Below are 17,289 nucleotides of genomic sequence, written 5' to 3'. Positions count from 1 at the left end.
CTAGAAGCCGAGCGTCACCAGGTAGGCCGTGCCGTTCTCCGTGCCCGTGCGGTAGCTGAGCGGCGCGCCGACGACGAGGGTGGGCGGCATGCTTCCACTCCCCGCCACCAGGGCCAGATCGCTCCCGAAGTTGGAGCGCTCCGTCACGTCGCCCGTCAGCGTGAGCAGCGGCGAGACCGCGCCCGTGGTCGTGGGCCCGCCCGCGTAGACGAACACCGCGCCGCCACCGTCCGAGGCCACCGACGCGCCCGGTGCGCCCACCACCAGCTCTGGCGCGCCGTCGCCCGTCAGATCCACCCCACCCGCCAGCGACGTCCCGAAGCCCACCGCCCGCGAGCGGTGCACCAGCACCTTGGGAATCAGCGCGCTGTCCATGGCGCCCACCACCACCTCACCCGAGGCCGGCCGGCGGCTCACCAGCTGCGCGATGTCGAACAGCAGCACCGCGGGCTGCGTGACTCCGTTGTACGTCACGTTCGCCGCGCTCACCGCCAGGTAGTCCGGGCCGGTCTTGCCCAGCACGCGGCCCGCGCGCGCCGTCGCCACGCCCAGGCTGATGAAGGTCATGCCCACTTCCGAGTCCGCGGCCAGCCGCACCGTCGACGGGACCTTGCGCGTCCCACACTTCACCCCGTTCGGGTCGTAACCGAACGCCACCACCACGCCACCGCGCTGGCCGCCGTCCGTGTAGCGCCACGCCACCTCGTCGCAGCCATCCGCGTTCAGGTCACCCAGCGCCGCCGGTGCCGACGTCTGCTGCACGAGCGAGGGCGGCTGTCCGGGATTGCCCGGGAGGATCAGCGTGGGCGCGGTGTAGATCGGATCGCACCCCATGGTCAGCTTCGTCAGCGAGACGTCATCCGGAGCGCGGCCCAGGAGGATGTCGATGCCGTTGGTGCGCAGCATCGCGATGTCCTGCTTGCCGTCCCCGTTGAAGTCGAAGCCGCCCAACACTCCGCGCCCCATGCTCTGGCGCTTGCAGTTGTTGGTGTTGCCCACGGCCGTGCACCCCTCGATGGTTCCCGGCGCCCACAACCGGTAGGCGGGCTTGAAGCTCCCATCCGCCTGGCCCAGCGACACCAGCACGCCGCCGAGCTGCTGGTTCGTGGCGGGAAGGCACTCGGGGCGCTCCAGGTGGTACACCGGGGTGATGTCCGTGGCCTTCGAGGCGGTCCCCGGAACGAACAAACCCGGCGCGCCGATCACCACGTCCTGACGCCCATCACCGTTGAAGTCCGTGAAGGCCACGTCCGTGCCCACGTTGCGCCCCGCGACGAGCGACGAGAAGCTCCCCTCGCCCGCGAGCGAGGCCTTGCCGTCCTGGCTGAAGGACCAGGCGCGGCCGATGGACGGCTCGTAGCCATCCGCGTTGGCGCCGCCCGAACCGGAGAAGCCCGGCGAGCCCACCAGCGCCACCGCGCCCGTCACGCCCCTGGCCACCGCCACCTTCTCACCGAAGAGCTCCACGCTCGGCCGCGCCGGCGCCATGGCGGACGTGCGCGTCCACTGCGCGAGCGAGTCGCCCGCCTTGACGAAGGCATCCACCCGTCCGGTGAAGGCCAGCCCGGGCGCGGAGGCGCGAGCCGCGAAGGCCACCAGCCCGGCGCTCCCCGGCAGCGGCCACGCCGCGAGCCCCGCGCCGAAGACATCCGACTTCGCCTGTCCCGGGAGGAAGGAGAGCGACTTGTTGAGCACGGCGCCGCGGCTCAGGTCCGCCAGCGGGTAGACGAGCACCTTGCCACCGAGGCGCAGCGTCGTGTTCCCCGGGGCCGGAGGGCTCGCGTGGGGCGCGCCCAGCAGCAGCTCCGGACCGGGCTTGCCGTCCACGTCCAGCACCGCCCAGCTCCGCCCCGCCAGGATGCTGCCCGCGTCGCCATACAGCCGGGCCCAGGCCGCGTCGCGCTTCACCTGCGCCGGCGTGGCCGCGGGCTCGCCCGTGGGCTTGTACGCGCTCACATCGAAGAGCAGCGCTCCGCCCGCGTCGGTCATGGCGCCCTGGCCACCGCTGGCCTTCAGGTCCGGCGAGTCGGCACGATCCGCCAGCGCCATCAGCAGCGCGGGCCGCGTCCCCTCGCCCGGCACGACGTCCAGCTTCCAGAGGCCCTCGTCGTCTTTGAGATTGGCGATGTTCGCGGGCAGCACGTACACGTCCGGCGACTCGCGGAACCGCGTCCCCGAGGAGCGCGCGAGGTACACGGACACGGCCTGCTGCCCCATGTCGGTGGTGCCATCTTCCTTGAGACGCGTCACCTTGCTCAGCGCCGCCACGTCCGGCAGCCCGTCCCCGTTGAGGTCGGCGACCTTCAGCACGCGACCCAGCTCCGTGCCACCCCGGGACTCGACGGCCCCCGTCTTGCCCAGGTCCAGTCCACCCAGACGGATGGTCGGCAGATCCGACACCGCCTCGCCCGGGGTGAGCAGGAAGATGTCCACCACGCCCCGTTTCAGCGTCACCGAGCCCGTCAGGTCGCCCGTGGGCGAGCCCACCACCAGGTCCACGTCCCCGTCCCCGTCCGCGTCCGCGAGCGCCAGACCCGCGCCGAAGGAGCCGCTCCGTCCCACGCCCGCGAGCGGCGCCCGGAGGAGCTCCGGCCCATTCGCGCCGAAGCGGTACAGGTACACCGCGCCCGCGTCATCCGCGGTGAAGTCCGCGCCCGGCGACGACACCGCCAGCTCCGCCCTGCCGTCCTTGTCCAGGTCCCCGGCCACCACCGTCTCGCCGAAGCGGGCCGTGCGCGTCTCGCCCGTCAGGGTCCACGTGGGCTTGTCGGGCAGTCCCGCCGGGCTCCCCTTGAAGATGAACACCGCGCCGCCCTGGGGCCTGGCCAGGTCGCTCTCCGCCTGCCCCACCGCCACGTCCGGAATGCCGTCTCCATCGAAGTCCGCGGTCACCACCGAGACGATGTCCGTGAGCCGCCCGTGCGCCCGGGTGTCGCGCTTCAGCTCGTCCAGGATGCGCACGGACACGCGCGCCTTCTGTCCGGTGAAGGGATCCGCCACCTCCAGCACCGCCAGGCCCTTCGCATCGGGCTCGGCCGAGAAGGAGCCGTTGGCCAGAGTGCCCGGACCGGACACCTTCGTCCACGTCACCCGATCACTGCCGCCCACCGAGCCCAGCGGCGCCGACGAGCCCGCCGGCACCGCCATCAGCGCCGGGTCTCCGCGCAGCTGCGCGTCCGCGCGCACCTCGAACTGAAGGACGGCCTCCTCGCCCGTGCGTCCATCCCGCACGCGCACCAGGTCCACGCCCTGCCCCGTGCCCGCCTTGTACACACCCGTATCCGACAGCGTGCTGTTGCCCGCCGCGTTGCGCTCCAGCGTGAAGATGGGCGTCCCCAGCTGCCCCGACACCTGCACCTGGAAGGTGGTGCCCGGCTTCACCGTGGCCCGTCCGGGCGCCACGTCGAAGCCCGTCACCACGGTCACCTGCGCCCGCGCATCACCCGGGCAGCGGGCGTCCTCCACCACCAGCGTGTCCGTCGCGGGCGTGGAGCCGGCGATGAAGCGCGACCCGCGCATCTCTCCCGACGAGCCCCCGGCCTCCACGCGGAAGCTGTAGTAGCCGGTGCCTCCCGTGGCCGTCAGGGTGACGGGATTCTTCACGTGCACCCGGTCCGGGCTCGCGGTGAGGGTGAGGGGCGGCAGCCCCGCGCAGGGATTCACCGAGGGAGGCAGCTCGGGCAGCTCCTCCTCCGGGTTGCAGGCCGCGCCCAGGAGCGCGAACGCGAGCGACGCGCGGAAGATTCGATTCATGGAGGAATGCCTCAGGGGTTGGCGCCAGCAGTCGCCCAGCGCTGGATGATGGAGATGAGCTGAGGATCCAACGGACCGTCAGCGGGCATGCGCTGATCCCGCACCGCCGCGACGATGAGGGCCGCGTTGTCCTTCCACAGCTGATACGTGGACAGCTGCCGGCCGGGACCCGAGGTGTGGCAGCTCGCGCACCGCGCCACGTGGATGGGGCGGATGTCCTTCTCCCAGCTGAGCACCGACGTGGAGACGGGCTGGTAGGAGAAGGAGACGGCGCGGCGGGCCTCGGTGCCATTCGCGTAGCGCGCCACGGCGCTCAGCGTGTGCACGCCCGGCGCCAGCCCATCGAAGGAGAAGGGCTTGGGCGTCCCGTCCGCCTCCACCCCGCCGAGGCTGAAGGCCGGCCCGCTCACCGGCAAGTCCATGCCCGCGACCTGGAAGGTGACGCTCTCCGGCGCATCGCCCGGCGCCACGCGCGCGCGCACCACCAGCGAGTCCTCCACCACCCGCATGCCCTCGTGCAGGCCCAGCACGCGCGGCACCGGGCCCCGGCTGAACGCCACCGTGTCGGCGCCCACCTTCGCCCAGACGCAGCCACTCTCGTCCGCCGTCAGCAGGCGCAGGTTGCCCGTGTCCACGCCCGAGGCCTGGCCCCACGTGCCCTTGTCCGCGTCATGGAGGAAGAGCCCATCGGCCGTCTTCACCCAGACGAAGCGCCCCGCGGCCACCACCTGCTCCGGCGGCTCCTCCAGCGCCACCTCCCGCCACCCGTCCGCCGCGTTGCGCAGCAGCCGCTCCGACGTCAGCAGCCACACCTCCGCCGCCCCCTTCTCCGACTCTCCCAGCCCCGCCAGCCCCACGACGGCCTCTTCCTTGTTCAGCGGCACCTGGGCCTGGCGCACCTGCCACGTCCCCGCCGCCGTCTGGATGGCGTTCCACAGCTTCTCCTCGCGGATGAACCACAGGGCCGGGGACACGCCCTCGGCCGGCGCCACCACCAGCGAGCTGATGCCCACCAGCGGCTGGCCGTCCACCTTGAGCTGGGACAGCGCGCCGTCACGCAGTTGGAAGAGGCCCGAGGCATGCGCGAGCCACGCCGAGCCATCCGGCGTCACCACCGAGGCGCTCATCCCCACGCTCAGCGCGGCCCTCCAGGGCGGGGCGATGATCCACCCCGCCTGCGCCAGGAAGAGGCCGTTGTCCGTCTCCACCAGCGCCGAGCCCGGCCCCATCCGGAAGACGGAGCGACCACGCCCCGGCGTCACCGGGTTGCCCGGGTGGTTCTCCAACGGAGCCTTCGTCCCGTCCAGCCGCAGGCGGACGAGCTCGCCCGCCGTCGTCACGAAGACGCCTCCTCCCGTCTGGTCCGCGAAAGCCGACGAGGGCGCCACCTCCGCCTGCGCCTTCACCTGCGCGGGCTGGAAGGCCTCCGGCTTGGGTTTGTCCTGGGGGAGCGAGTTGCAGGCCGCCATCAGGCCCGCGAGCAGGAAGGGGTAGACCCTCACCCCAACCCTCTCCCAGGGGGAGAGGGCGCCGACACGGTACGAAGCTCGAGTGTTCATTACGCCAACAGGGCTTTGAGGGGTTCGACGCGCGTGATGCTGTAGTCCAGTTTGGCCGACGCCAGCACCGTCGCGATGATGTGCTCGGGGAGGATGTTCGTCCCGTTGTTCGGGTCCGACTCACCCGTGTTCAGGTCCAGCACGGCCGGCGCCATGTTGATGTCACCGCTCCTGCCGAACGTCAGGTTGTGCTTCAGCCCGGCGCCCATCAGCAGGCAGCTGTTCGTCTGGTGGTGGTCGCGCCCGCTCGTGGAGTTGATGACCGGGGTGCGGGCGAACTCGGAGAACACCAGGATGGTGGTGTGGTCCATGAAGTTGCCACCCGCCGGGTGCGCCGTCCTCCGCAGATCATCCACCAACGCGCCCAGCGCGTCGAAGCCCGTGCGCTGGTTGATGGCGTGCGTCGTCTGCGTGCCGAAGTGCGTGTCCAGGCCACCGGCCAGATTGATGGACACGCACTGGCTGATGCCCTTCTTGAGCGCCGTGGCCACCAGCGCCGCGCGGCCCGCCGCGTTGTCGTAGGGGCCCGAGGCTGGCAGCCCGTAGAAGGAGCGCACCTCCGCGTTCTCCGCCAGCTCGAAGCGGAACGCGTTGTCCAGCCGGCCCGACAGCACCTGCCGCATCTGGTCGCGGCTCGTGCCGTACGTGGCGCCCACGCCTCCCGCGCCGTACGCCGCCTCCTCGCAGCTGATGGGCTGGCCGCGGAAGTCCACCAGCTGCTTCTCCAGCTCGCTGTCGAGCTGCCGCGGGCTGGCCGCCAGCGTGAGCAGCAGATCCTTCGCCTGGCTCACCTTGAGCGCGTTGGCCGTGCCCGGGTAGGTGTCGTTGTACGTCTCGACGTTGTATGCGATGGAGGGGATGGGCACCCGGGGCATCATCTGCCCCACGACCTCGGTGGCCGTGGACGAGCCGCGCGCCGCGGCCCCGATGGGACGCTTTCCGGTGATGAAGTAGCGCATGCCCTCTTCATGCGCCAGCGTGGTCATGTTGATGCCCCGCACCACCGCCATCAGGTCGTAGTGCGCGGCCAGCCTGTCGCCCACCGCCGGACCGAAGGTGATCTTGGAAGGCGCCGCGCCCGAGCGCGTGGGCGGCACGACGGGCCGGTTCGGGAAGCGCGCGTCGGTGAACAGGTCGTAGCCCGGCTGGATGCGCGTCTCGGCGATCCTGTCCACGGTGAAGATCGTCGGATCCCTCGGGTCGAAGGCGAGCAGCTGATCCCACCCTCCCGAGAAGTAGACGAAGACGAAGCAGCGGTCCGCGGGCGCCAGGGCGGAGGCCTGGGCGAAGGCGCGGAAGGGCAGGCCACCGAACACGGTGGCGCCCATGAAGCCGGCGGCGGCCTTCAGGAAGGTCCGGCGGCCGGTAGAGGTCTCTGGGTTCTTCTTCATGGATGCATCTCCCCGTGCCGTCAGTAGGTGAGGAAGCGCGAGTCCGTCATCAGCGCGATGCACACCGCCGCCAGCGCCTGGTCTCGCTTCTGGATGGTCTCGGCGCGCGTGGCCGCCTGGGTGAAGAAACCCGCCCAGCGCGTCAGCTCCTCGCCCTGCAGCGGCGCACCCCAGAAGCGGGTGGACAGGTAGCCGAGCATGTCACGCACCTGGGTGTCCGACAGCTTGCGCAGGTCGCTCACCGCCCCCGTGGGCAGGGTGCGGCTGAGCACGCGCTGCGCCGGGTCGGTCAGCTTCACCTCGGCCGCCGCCTGGGCCAGACACACCTCGCGGGCCCCGTCCTCGAGGAACTTGGCGAAGACGAGGTTGGGCTCGGTGCTCTCCTGGTTGATGAGCGCGTAGTCCGGCCGTCCCAGCGAGGTGGCCACGCCCTCGAGCCCGGTCCACGGCCGGCCCACGGCCACCTCGATGGAGCGGGCGAGCTGGTTGACGGTGATGCGGCGCGGCGAGCGCCCCACCCGGCCGTCCTGCAGCTCCGGGTCCGGCAGCGGCGTCACCGACGACGCGTGCGGGTTGATGACGGGCTGCATCTGTCCCTCCTCCGGGGGAGGAGTGGACGGGGTCTTCTCGCACGCGGCGGCGCCGAGCGCGACGAGCGCGAGCATGAGCAGGCGGCGCATCAGTCGATCCTCCGGTAGGCGTCGGTCATCACCAGACGCTCGATGAGCGCCTTGAAGCGGTGGCCGTCTCGCGCGAAATCCTCGGCGAGCGGCTCCAGGTAGAGGCGCTTCTCCTCGGCGGACATGGGCCGGCCGAGGAACTCCTGCCAGACGCGCCGCACCGTGCAGCGCTCCAGCTCGCCCGTCTGCATCATGCGCTGCACCAGCAGCTGCGGGCCGCCTTCGATGTTCTGCTCCTCGTCCGCGGTGCGGTAGAGGTACGTCTTGAGCATGCCCAGCGAGCTGGCGCCGTCGCCGTCGTAGGCCTGCATCACGTACTGGCCGCACTCGTTGTTGCAGGTGGTGTTGCCCGAGAGCGCGCAGTCGCGGCACTTGGGATCGAACCGGGGGAAGTGGGAGGGATCCAGGAAGAGGGCGCCGCGCTCGGCGTAGCGGCCCCAGTGGGCGCCGGTGGGCTCGATGGTGGCGTGGCAGTAGTTGCAGCCGCAGCGCTTGGCCAGGTTGTTCTCCCGGTTGCACGCGTCCTCGGCGGCCGGCTGGCGCGCGTTGTCCGGCGGGGCGAACGACTTGCACAGGAAGGCCGCGTAGAACTGGTTGACGCGGGCGCGCTGGGTGGGGAAGCGGTAGAGGAAGGAAGGCGTGGTGAGCACTCCCGAGTGCTCGGACTCGCGCACGTACTCCTTCCAGGTGGCCGTCTCCGCGAAGGGCACCACGGGCAGCGCCGTGGCGTCCGCCGGCGGGCTGATGCTCAACACGCCCAGGCCCTGCTGCGGGCTGCGGTAGAGCTCGGAGAGCGGGCCGTTGAGGAACGAGCGCGGCGTGGTGAGGATGTTGAAGTAGGGCTCGTCGCGGCGCACCACCGAGTCGGCGATGAGCTCGGGCTCGGCGTTGATGGCATCCACGCGCAGCCTGTGGACGTTGACGGTGTTGTCGGCCACCTCGCAGCGCTCCATTCGATCACCACAGCCGCAGCTGCGATCGTTGTTGAAGCGCGTGGTGGTGCAGGACTCCATCGTCCACGGGTTGGACACACGCGTCTGCGCCTCGATGGCGCACACCCGCACCTCGGCCCCCGTGGTGCTCCAGAAGGGCGCGGGCCGGGTCACGTAGCCCTCGCGCTGGATGCAGCCATTCTGCGGCTGGTAGGCACCGTTGATGGGGAAGCCCCGGTTGTCCTTCCTCTCGCCGAGCTCCAGCGAGCACCGGTCGAGCCGCGTCAGCGGCGTGGAGGACGTGGGATTGGGGTGCTTGAAGCCGACCACCCGGCCCGAGCCGTCCGTGGCCAGCACCTCTTCCGAGAGCGCGGCCGCGTTGGTCTTCGTCGGATCCGGCAGGCACAGGTGCGGCAGCAGCGTGCCGTTGGACTGGCGCCGCATGTCGCAGAAGTAGAGGTACTTGGCGGGGATGCGCCCCTTGGACACCGCCAGCTCACACGAGGTGATGGTGGCGTCGGTGGGGTTCTGATCCAACCGGTCGCAGCGGTAGTAGGTGGTGTCGTAGTCCCAGCTCACCGGCAGCGGGACGCCGCGCGTGTCGTAGCACGTCTTGGCGGCGGTGGGCTCGGCATGCGGATCCTGCCGCGGGCTGTTGCACGAGTCCTGGGGGATGAAGCTGTCACAGCCCTGGCCGTTGGCGCCGCGCAACTGGCGGCTGCTGTTGCCGCGCAGGGAGTACGCGTCCGTGGCGGAGCCCGCGCCGGACAGGCGCGAGTTGCCGTTGTTGTTGACGCTGGAGCTCACGTTGCTCCACAGCAGCGCGCGGTGGTAGGCGCGGATGCGGGAGTAGAACTCCTCCTTCTGCATGAGGGCACGGACATCCTCGACCGTCACCTCACCCTTGGCCTGGGCGGCCTTGTACTCCTCATAGGTGGGTGGACGGCCGAGCAGATCCAGGGAGAGTTGGCGCAGGTGGCGCTCGAGGGGAACCTTCGACACCGGGGCACACACCGGACCATCCGCCAGGGCGGCGGTGGCGCCCATCAGGGCGGTGGTTACCAGGGGAGCGAGGAAGCAGCGTGCGAATCGCACGGGAACCTCCGGGGGGCGCAGCGGGGGGAAACGACGGCGCCACTTATGCCAGGAATTCAACTTAATTGCTATATGCCCACACTACTCAGAGTGAAACAAAATGAGAAAAACGTCCTGGGTGAGGCGCCGGTTGCATGCAAGGCACAAGCAGGACAGAAAGGTGTGCCATGTCTGATGCCGCCCACGCTCCGCTCACCCGGGTGAGCGATCGCAACTTCTTCATCTTCACCGCGGTGGTGTCCGCCGCGGCGCTGGCCTTCCTCGCGTACATCCTCCTCATCCGCCGGGGAGGACCGGTGGAGGGGGTGGATCTGCGCTTCCTGCCGGCGGTGAACGCGAGCTTCAACGCGCTGGCGGCGACATTCCTGGCCGCGGGCTGGGTGGCCATCCGCCGGGGAGCACGGCGGGTGCACCAGTACCTCATGGTGTCCGCGTTCGCGTCCTCGGCGCTCTTCCTGGTGTGCTACCTGGCGTACCACTTCGTGCACGGAGACACGCGCTACGCTGGGACCGGGATGATGAGGACGGTGTACCTGCTCATCCTGGCCAGCCACGTGCTGCTGTCGCTGTTCGTGGTGCCGGGCGCGCTGCTGGCCTTCTACTTCGCCTGGCGCAACGCCTTCGCGAAGCACCGGAAGGTGACGCGGTGGCTGGCGCCCATCTGGCTCTACGTGTCCGTGACGGGCGTGGTCATCTTCTTCATGCTGCGCGGCAGCCTGCCCGCGGTGCCCTGAACGGCGGACGAAGCGGGAGCCTCGGTGCTCCCGCCGACCGGGTCATGACGGCCCCATCCCGGTCACGCCCCCGAGCCCATCACCTTCGCGGCCCAGCGGCGTGTCGAATCGTCCACATGCGTCATCAACAGGTCGAAGCGCCCCGCGCGTAGCAGTTCCACCAGCCGCTCATCCCGCGAGAGAATCCCGGTCGCGTCCCAGGGAAAGGTCAGCTCCTTTTCTCCCGACTCCCGATAAGCCGGGTGTGAGACCAGTGCCTCCAGATAGCGCGAGTAGCTATCGAAGAACCGGTCCACGTTCGAGGCGACGGGAATGACCTTGGGCTCGGGCTCGTGGGTATCCACCATCACCACGGGCTGCCTTCCCCACGCATCCGCGAGGCCAGGCACGGTGGCATAGGTGTAGGCCAGTCCCATCTCACTCCCGAACACCAGCACGGGCGCACCCAGCTCTTCCCACCAGTTTTCCCGCCACCACTTGTTCTCCTCCGCCAGCTCATGCACCTGCTCGTCGGAGCGGGTGAGCACCCAGCACATCACCTCCGTTGCGAACGCCGCGTGTCCCAGGCGCGAATAGACGCTCGCCAGGACCGGATCGAAGTCAACGCCCTCCACCAAGCTCCCAGCCTTCAACGGCTCACGGGCCGGCGGCCCGGTCCTCAGTCCCAGATTCAACCGCTGGCACACGTCCAACAGCCGTTCCAACCCGGGTAGGTCCATGGGGTCCATCGTTCCTTACCAGTCGAAGCCAGGGAACTGACTCCGCAACTCGCGCAGTGCGGCGTCCCTGGCATCTGCCGTGGTCTTCACCAGTCCTGGAGGGTCCGACGGCCGGTGATACCAGGACTCGAAATGCCCATCGATGATCTCCGCGGCTCGCCTCACTTCATCGGCCGTAGGGCTGGGGCGGGCCTGTCGAAACCTCCCCCACAGGAGGTTGACTTCCTTGTGCACATGCTCTCGCACCATTGCCAGGTTCTCCCCGGCATTGATGTCTTCAGCGGGAAAGAGATGGGCATACTGCATGGGACGCCGATGATGGATTTGAAGCTTTCCTCGTAGCTGTCTCAGGGCATCCGCGAACTGCGGGTACAGCTCCATGTAATAGTCACGAGCTGCGTTTCGCAGGTCCCTTTTCAGGGTGTCATCCAACGGTTGCTGAATGACCTGCTCCAGTCGAACGAAGAGGCGTCGCAGCGCCTCGCGCTCGCTGTGTGTCAGGGCCTGCTCTCCATCCAACGCCACCTTGCGCCAGAGCTGCTCGAGAGCTTTCTTCTCCTCCCCGGACAGCCGTTTGAGCGCCGTACGCAACCACCCGGCCGCAACCTCGGGCTCGCGCCCCAGTGCCCTCGGCACCCACTCCAGCCCCTTCGTCGCGAAGAAGCCCGCGCCCTTCGCGGCAATGCCCGCCGCGAACCACAGGGCCGCCTCCTCCACTCCCTTCTGCGCCAACCAGGCCGAGCCCTCACGCACGTCCTCGCGCCAGCGCAGCAGCAGGGCCTCGTGCATGGAGCGGTACCAGCTCAGCTCCGGCACGGCCGGGGGTCGCTCCACCCGGGCCGACTCCACCCGGCACCGGGCCTCTGATTCCCCCAGCCGGTACTCGGCGCGCAGCACCACGTGCACCGTGCGCGGGCCCAGTCCCTCGGTGAAAGGCAGCAGCACCTGGACGAGCTGCCCCGTCCCCTGGGGCGAGAACGGCCGTGTGTTACCTCCTATCCCCTCACGCGAGTGCCGCACCTCCTCGCGCAGTTGCCAGTCGACGAGCCGGCCGTCCTCGAGCCGGACTTCGAGCGCCACTCGCGTCGTGCCCCCGGCCGGCACCCGCACGGCCCGTAGCCGCTCCCTGGCCAGGTCGTGGAAGGCAAGGAAGGTGTGGGCCGGGGTGCCTTGCGTGCGAACCGGAAGCGTCTTCGCCTCGGCGGGGCGGGCCGACTGCCGGGTGGCGTCGTACTCCACCGCCCAGCGCGACTCCTCGCGCCGCAGCCTCAGCACCCCCAACCCCGTACGCTGGCCCACGTACCCGGTGAAGACGTGGCGCAGCGCTCGCTCCAACACCGCCGCATCCCCTGTCCGCGCCGCGCTCCCGCCGCCCCCATCCTCCCGGTAATCCACCAGCGTCAGCGCGCCCTGTTCCGCCCAGAAGGTGAAGGCCAGCACCGTCCCCACCTCCTCCACACCGCTGGCCAGGTCCACCACCCGCGCCACCATCCTGGCCACCTCGGCCTCCCGCGCGGCTTCTGGCTCGCGGCCCTCGCGCCGTGCCGCCAGCACCAGCACGCCCACCCTCGCCTCCTCCCGTTGTCGCGCCCGCTGCCGCAGCGACTCCCGGCTGGAGCCCCCATCCACACCGCCCACACCGCGGGAATCGGGAGGCGCCCCCCACGACGTCACTGCTTGCGCCACGCCATGAGGTGTCAACGGCTGGGAGGAGTAACCCCATCGCCGAGCACCCCGAGGTACGCCCATGGCGCACGCGACCTGGAGCACGAGCACGGCCAGGGCCAGCACGTCCCACCCGTGGCGCCGCCGCGCTCCCGCCGGGCACGGACGAACACGACGGGTGGACATGCCTCATCTCCCCAGCAAGCGTGGGATGGAACGCGAAGGCCCGGCATCAAAGGGGGCGCCGCTGGAGCCGTCAAGCCACCGGACGGACGTCTCAGGCCGGCTGTTCCGGCCGCGCCTCTTCCACGCCCACCCCGCGTGGCAGGCGCATGATGAAGACGGAGCCCTGGCCTTCCTGGCTCTCCACGGAGAGGGTTCCGCCGTGCAGGGCCACCAAGCGGTGCGCACTGGCCAGCCCCACGCCGCTGCCGGAGATGGCCGGGGCCACGTTCCTCCCGCGGCGGAAGCGCTCGAAGATGTGCGGCAGGTCCGCCGCCGGTATCCCCATCCCCCGGTCCCTCACGCGCAGCCGCACCCACCCGTCGGGCCCCGGAGACTCCTCGCTCAGCTCCACGTCGATGGGGCCTCCCCGCGGGCTGTACTTCACGGCGTTGCTCAGCAGGTTGTCCAACACCCGCTCCAGGCTCGCCGCGTCCCACTGGCCCAGGAAGTCCGTGCCCTCCACGTGCAGGTGCACCGGATGTGTCGAGGCCAGCGGCCCCAGCTCCTGCATCTTCGTCCGCACCAGCCCCAGCAGGTCCACCGGCACCCTGTGCAGGGGGCGCTCCTGGCCCCGCGTCACCTCCAGGAAGTGGTCGATGAGCTCTCCCATCCGCTGGGTGCCGCGCAATATCTGCTCGAAGCGCGCCTCCACCCCGCCCTTGCGCACCTCCGCGGGCAGCTGGCGGCGCAGCAACTGCGTGCTCAGGAGGATGCTCTGCAACGGCCCCTTGAGGTCGTGCGTGGCGATGGCGAAGAACTCGTCGCGCACCGCGAGGGCCTCGCGCGCCGCCCGCTCCGCGCGCTCCGTCTGGTGGCGGCGCTCCTCCAGCTCGCGCACCATGCGCACCGACTCCACGGCGTTGTGGAGGCTGTGGCGCAGGCGCTCCGGGGTGAAACCCTCCTTGAGGATGTAGTCGTGGGCGCCGGACTTCATCGCCTCCACCGCCACGCGCTCGCTGCCGCTGCCGGTGAAGAACACCGCCGCTGGCGCCCGCTGGCCATATTCCTCGCGCAGCGTGCGCAGCAGGGACAGCCCGTCCATGCCCGGCAGGTGATAGTCCACCACGAGAGCGTCCACCGGCGGAGATTGGCGCAGGCGCTCCAGCGCGCTCTCGGAGGAGCTGACCAGTTCCACCTCCCACCGGGCCTCGGTGTCCTTCTCGAGTGCCCGCCGCAACAGCCTCTGATCGGCCAGGCTGTCATCGACGAGGAGCACTCGCAGGCTCATTCCGTGGGTTCCCCCGCGCCAGGCAGCAACGCGGCGCTGAACCAGAAACACTCCAGGGCTCGCGCGGCCTCCTTCATCTCCTCGCTCCCATCGGGCTTGAAGAGGTAGCTGTTGGCTCCCCCGGCGTAGGCTCCATCCACGTCCTGCTTGAGGTTGGAATTGGAGAAGATGATGACGGGCAGGGAGCGCAGCTCCGGGTCGGCCTTGAGCTGGGAGAGCACCTCCTTGCCGCCAATGCCGGGAAGGTTCAGGTCCAGCAGCACCAGCACGGGCCGGGGTGCCTCCGCGTACGCCCCCCGCTGGTAGAGGTAGTCGAGCGCGGACTCGCCATCCTGCACCCGCACCACGGGCGCGGAGAGCGGCATCCTGCGGGCCACGCGAAGCAACGCCTCGGCGTCCGGATCACTGTCCTCCACGAGCAGCAGGGGCCGTTGCTTCTCCATTACCGAGGCCTCTCTCCCAGGGTGAAGAAGAAGGTGGAGCCCTGGTCGGGAAGGGATTCCACCCACATCTCGCCCCCATGCAAACGAACGAGCCGGCGAGCGATGGCCAGCCCCGCCCCACTCCCTCCACCGTAGGCATGGGCGGGGTGCAACCGGCGGAACATTTCGAAGATGGCCTCGTGAAACCGCTCGGGGATGCCGATGCCGTTGTCTCGCACGAAGAAGACGTATTCATCTGGCCGCCGCCGTGCCGGTGCGGACAGGGGCTCTCCCGGGGCGACGAAGCCCACCTCCACCCAGCGCGGCTTCCCGGGCTGGTGGTACTTGGTGGCGTTGATGAGGAGGTTGGCCCAGACCTGCTGGATGCGCACCCCGTCGCATTCCACCCGGGGCAATGGACGCGGAGTCCGCACCTCTACCTGGTTCTCCCGCAGGCGGGCGGACAGGGTGAGCAGCACCTCGTCCACCAGCGCCCCCATGTCCACCTCGCCCCAGGCCAGCTCCACACGCCCCACCCGGCTGTATTCGAAGAGGGCGTCCAGCTGTCCCTGGGTCCGCCCGGCCAGCCACCGCACCTCCTCGAGCTGCTTGCGGCCCTCCTCTCCCAGGAGGTCGCCGTAGTCCTCCGTGAGGAAGCCCACGTACTGCTGGATGCCCCGCAGCGGCTCCTTGAGGTCATGCGCCACGGTGCCACTGAAGGCATCCAGCTCCGCGTTGGAGCTGGCGAGGGCGGCGGCCTGGCGCAACAGCACGCCCACCAGGGCGCCGCGGAAGCTCGTGGCGGCGGCCACGTCCGCGGCGGCCCAGGGGACGCTCACCCCGCGCACCGTCTCCTGCCAGGCGTCGAAGGAGGCGCGCGGGTGCAGGCGGCTGGCCCCGGGCCCGGGGACCACCGGCTTCTGGGGATTGCCGGCCCAGGTGACGGTGCGGGCCACCTCGGGACGGAACCAGAGGACGAAGCGGGGCGCGTTCTCGTCCAACCGCACCGCGAGCAGACCACTGGCCACGTCCGCGTACCCGGCGGCCGGCTCGTGGAGCCGCGAGAGCCGGTCCGTATGGAAGGCGCCCTCGAAGCGCTGCGCGGCGAGCCACTGTGCCAGCGCGTCCACCTCCGCGAGGGAGGGCGTGGCCCCCACGAGCAGGGGGGCCTCGCCGAGCAGCAGGGCCACGCCGCCCGCGCCGGTGAGGCCGAGGAGGAGGTCACCCTGACGGGGAAGGGCCGTCCGCAGTGTCCCCGCCTCCGCGGAGAGCCGCCCCACGAGCTGGGACTGGAGCTCGGCGCGGCGGGCGAGCTCGGCGGCCGCGGCGGCGCGCTCCTCGGACGCGAGCTGCAGCGACACCAGGCGGGCCAGCACGTCACACGCGCGGCGCGTGGCGGCTGGCACGAGGAGCGGAGCGCGGTGGTGGCACGCGATGAGGCCCCAGAGCCGGCCCTCCCGCACCAGCGACACGGACATGGAGGCGGCCACCCGCATGTTCGCGAGGTACTCCAGGTGCACCGGTGACACGCTGCGCAGGGCCGAGTGGGAGAGGTCCAACGGCCGCCCCAGGGAAGGGAGGACCGAGGGCACCAGGGGCACCGGCGCGGCTCGCGCGTCGGCGATGAGGCGCAGGGTCTTGCGCGTATAGAGGGCGCGGGCCTGGGCGGGAATGTCGCTGGCCGGGAAGTGCATGCCCTGGAAGCTGTCCATGGCCTCGTCGCGGCTCTCCGCCACCACCTCGCCGTGCCAGTCCGCGTCGAAGAGGTAAGCCATCACCCGGTCGAAGCCGGTGAGCACGCGCACCGCATCGACCGCCGACTGGAGCAACCCCTGCGGGCCCTGGGCGCGGGAGAGCGGCGAGAGGAGCAGGTCCACCATGGCCAGCGACTCCTCCTCGCTGGTGAGCTCGGCGGCGGGCTCCAGCTCCAGCACGGTGAGGCCATCGCTGCGGTGCGGCAGGCCGACGAAGTAGCGGCCCGCGGCCTCGACGCGCAGCCCTCCCGTGGGGAAGTGCGACGACAGGGCCCGGGAGAGGAGGACGAGCGAGGACGGATGGAGCACCTCCGCCAGGGACCGACCCAGGAGCGACTCCGGCGAACGCTCCAGCAGGGCTTCGGTGTTGGCGCTCACCACCTGGAGGGTGAGATCCGGCTCGGAGAAGGCCAGCAACACCCCATGTGGTTGGATGCCCCCCAGCAGGTGGATGGGCTCGCGGTCACACTGGGAGAGATCGGCTTCAGAGACGGGAGGACGCATCACCATGGACCTCGTGGACTTCGCGGAGCCAGCCTTCGAAGGCATCGAAGGTGTCCTGGGCGCCCCGCACCACCCTTGGGGCGAGCGCCGGATCCGGGCAGGCCCGGACGAGGGCCTCCCCGAAGGCCTTCCACATGGGTCCCACGGACTCGCCATACGCCCGGAAGAAGACGAAGCCGCCCGCGGCCACGCCCTCGAAGTGGCGCTGGAGGTGTCGCAGGATGAGCTGGCCTCCGAGCGTCGAGCCCTCCAGGACGTAGAGGCAGCCGAGCGCCTCGGGCACGCCGGGCAGGGAGGGCGGGCTCGCGGGCAGGGGCAGCCGCGCCAGCGAGGACTCGTCGTGACCGAGCGCCCGGAGATCCTCGGCCAGCAGGGGCAGCTTCCAGCGCTCGTCCAGGCGCAGCGAGGGGAAGAGACCCGCCAGCCGCGCGGCGAGGAGTGCTTCCAGCGAGGCATGGAGGCCGTAGAGCGCCTCCAGGTGGCGCCGGTACCCGGCCAGGGTGAGATGGGGCTCCATCAGACGCACCACACGCTCGGCGCGCTCATGATGGGGGCGGGTTTCCGCCTTCAACGTCTGCAACAGGGTGCGGGGCTCGGAGGAGAACAAGGCTCCCCCGAGCATGCGCAC

The 17,289-nt window shown here is 70.5% G+C and carries 12 protein-coding genes; 1 reads left to right on the top strand and 11 read right to left on the bottom strand.

Annotated elements, in window-relative coordinates; translation table 11 throughout:
- From NR810_RS21415 to NR810_RS21395, 5 genes are read right to left on the bottom strand one after another with little or no spacing between them, the layout of a single operon-like run.
- Entirely contained in the window at nt 1–3,753 is a 3,753-nt protein-coding gene (locus NR810_RS21415) for a VCBS repeat-containing protein (RefSeq protein WP_257455048.1), read from the bottom strand.
- Nucleotides 3,754–3,764: 11 nt separating this feature from the next.
- Complete coding sequence (locus tag NR810_RS21410; protein WP_257455046.1) at nt 3,765–5,255, bottom strand: hypothetical protein; 1,491 nt, start codon at nt 5,253–5,255, stop codon at nt 3,765–3,767.
- Between the two features lie 56 nt (nt 5,256–5,311).
- Nucleotides 5,312–6,703 carry a DUF1501 domain-containing protein gene (locus NR810_RS21405; protein WP_257455044.1) on the bottom strand — a complete coding sequence of 464 codons (1,392 nt, stop codon included), beginning with the start codon at nt 6,701–6,703 and terminating at the stop codon, nt 5,312–5,314.
- Nucleotides 6,704–6,723: 20 nt separating this feature from the next.
- Nucleotides 6,724–7,383: a hypothetical protein gene (locus tag NR810_RS21400; RefSeq protein ID WP_257455042.1), complete on the bottom strand. Its 660-nt coding sequence runs from the start codon at nt 7,381–7,383 to the stop codon at nt 6,724–6,726.
- Nucleotides 7,383–9,410, bottom strand: a complete 2,028-nt coding sequence (locus NR810_RS21395; protein ID WP_407653811.1) for a DUF1585 domain-containing protein — start codon at nt 9,408–9,410, stop codon at nt 7,383–7,385. Before NR810_RS21395 ends, NR810_RS21400 begins: the two co-directional genes overlap by 1 nt.
- 167 nt (nt 9,411–9,577) lie before the next feature.
- On the opposite strand from NR810_RS21395, the gene NR810_RS21390 reads away from it, so the two are divergent.
- Nucleotides 9,578–10,144 (top strand): DUF420 domain-containing protein, encoded by a 567-nt coding sequence (locus tag NR810_RS21390; RefSeq protein WP_257455040.1) that lies wholly within the window; start codon nt 9,578–9,580, stop codon nt 10,142–10,144.
- A gap of 62 nt (nt 10,145–10,206) precedes the next feature.
- Here NR810_RS21390 and NR810_RS21385 read toward each other — a convergent pair whose 3' ends face one another.
- The 6 genes from NR810_RS21385 to NR810_RS21360 form a co-directional block, all read right to left on the bottom strand.
- On the bottom strand, nt 10,207–10,872 hold the full coding sequence (locus NR810_RS21385; RefSeq protein WP_257455038.1) for a hypothetical protein: 666 nt from the start codon (nt 10,870–10,872) through the stop codon (nt 10,207–10,209).
- A gap of 6 nt (nt 10,873–10,878) precedes the next feature.
- Nucleotides 10,879–12,714: a hypothetical protein gene (locus tag NR810_RS21380; RefSeq protein WP_257455037.1), complete on the bottom strand. Its 1,836-nt coding sequence runs from the start codon at nt 12,712–12,714 to the stop codon at nt 10,879–10,881.
- A 91-nt stretch (nt 12,715–12,805) separates the two neighbouring features.
- The gene (locus NR810_RS21375; protein WP_257455035.1) at nt 12,806–13,981 is read right to left on the bottom strand and encodes a hybrid sensor histidine kinase/response regulator; all 1,176 of its coding nucleotides are present in this window, start codon (nt 13,979–13,981) and stop codon (nt 12,806–12,808) included.
- Complete coding sequence (locus tag NR810_RS21370) at nt 13,978–14,424, bottom strand: response regulator (RefSeq protein WP_257455033.1); 447 nt, start codon at nt 14,422–14,424, stop codon at nt 13,978–13,980. The genes NR810_RS21375 and NR810_RS21370 overlap by 4 nt, the downstream gene beginning before the upstream one ends.
- On the bottom strand, nt 14,424–16,661 hold the full coding sequence (locus tag NR810_RS21365; RefSeq protein WP_257455031.1) for an ATP-binding protein: 2,238 nt from the start codon (nt 16,659–16,661) through the stop codon (nt 14,424–14,426). The genes NR810_RS21370 and NR810_RS21365 overlap by 1 nt, the downstream gene beginning before the upstream one ends.
- On the bottom strand, nt 16,642–17,268 hold the full coding sequence (locus NR810_RS21360; protein ID WP_257455028.1) for a biliverdin-producing heme oxygenase: 627 nt from the start codon (nt 17,266–17,268) through the stop codon (nt 16,642–16,644). The genes NR810_RS21365 and NR810_RS21360 overlap by 20 nt, the downstream gene beginning before the upstream one ends.
- Nucleotides 17,269–17,289 lie beyond the last annotated feature (21 nt).

It is taken from the genome of Archangium lipolyticum (genome assembly GCF_024623785.1).
Lineage (GTDB): Bacteria > Myxococcota > Myxococcia > Myxococcales > Myxococcaceae > Archangium > Archangium lipolyticum.
This window is presented reverse-complemented; position numbering and strand designations above follow the sequence as displayed.

Coding starts and splice junctions, on each gene's coding strand:
- NR810_RS21415 (WP_257455048.1), bottom strand. CDS start 3,753: ATGAATCGAATCTTCCGCGCGTCGCTCGCGTTCGCGCTCCTGGGCGCG.
- NR810_RS21405 (WP_257455044.1), bottom strand. CDS start 6,703: ATGAAGAAGAACCCAGAGACCTCTACCGGCCGCCGGACCTTCCTGAAG.
- NR810_RS21400 (WP_257455042.1), bottom strand. CDS start 7,383: ATGCGCCGCCTGCTCATGCTCGCGCTCGTCGCGCTCGGCGCCGCCGCG.
- NR810_RS21390 (WP_257455040.1), top strand. CDS start 9,578: ATGTCTGATGCCGCCCACGCTCCGCTCACCCGGGTGAGCGATCGCAAC.
- NR810_RS21385 (WP_257455038.1), bottom strand. CDS start 10,872: ATGGACCCCATGGACCTACCCGGGTTGGAACGGCTGTTGGACGTGTGC.
- NR810_RS21380 (WP_257455037.1), bottom strand. CDS start 12,714: ATGTCCACCCGTCGTGTTCGTCCGTGCCCGGCGGGAGCGCGGCGGCGC.
- NR810_RS21375 (WP_257455035.1), bottom strand. CDS start 13,981: ATGAGCCTGCGAGTGCTCCTCGTCGATGACAGCCTGGCCGATCAGAGG.
- NR810_RS21370 (WP_257455033.1), bottom strand. CDS start 14,424: ATGGAGAAGCAACGGCCCCTGCTGCTCGTGGAGGACAGTGATCCGGAC.
- NR810_RS21365 (WP_257455031.1), bottom strand. CDS start 16,661: ATGCGTCCTCCCGTCTCTGAAGCCGATCTCTCCCAGTGTGACCGCGAG.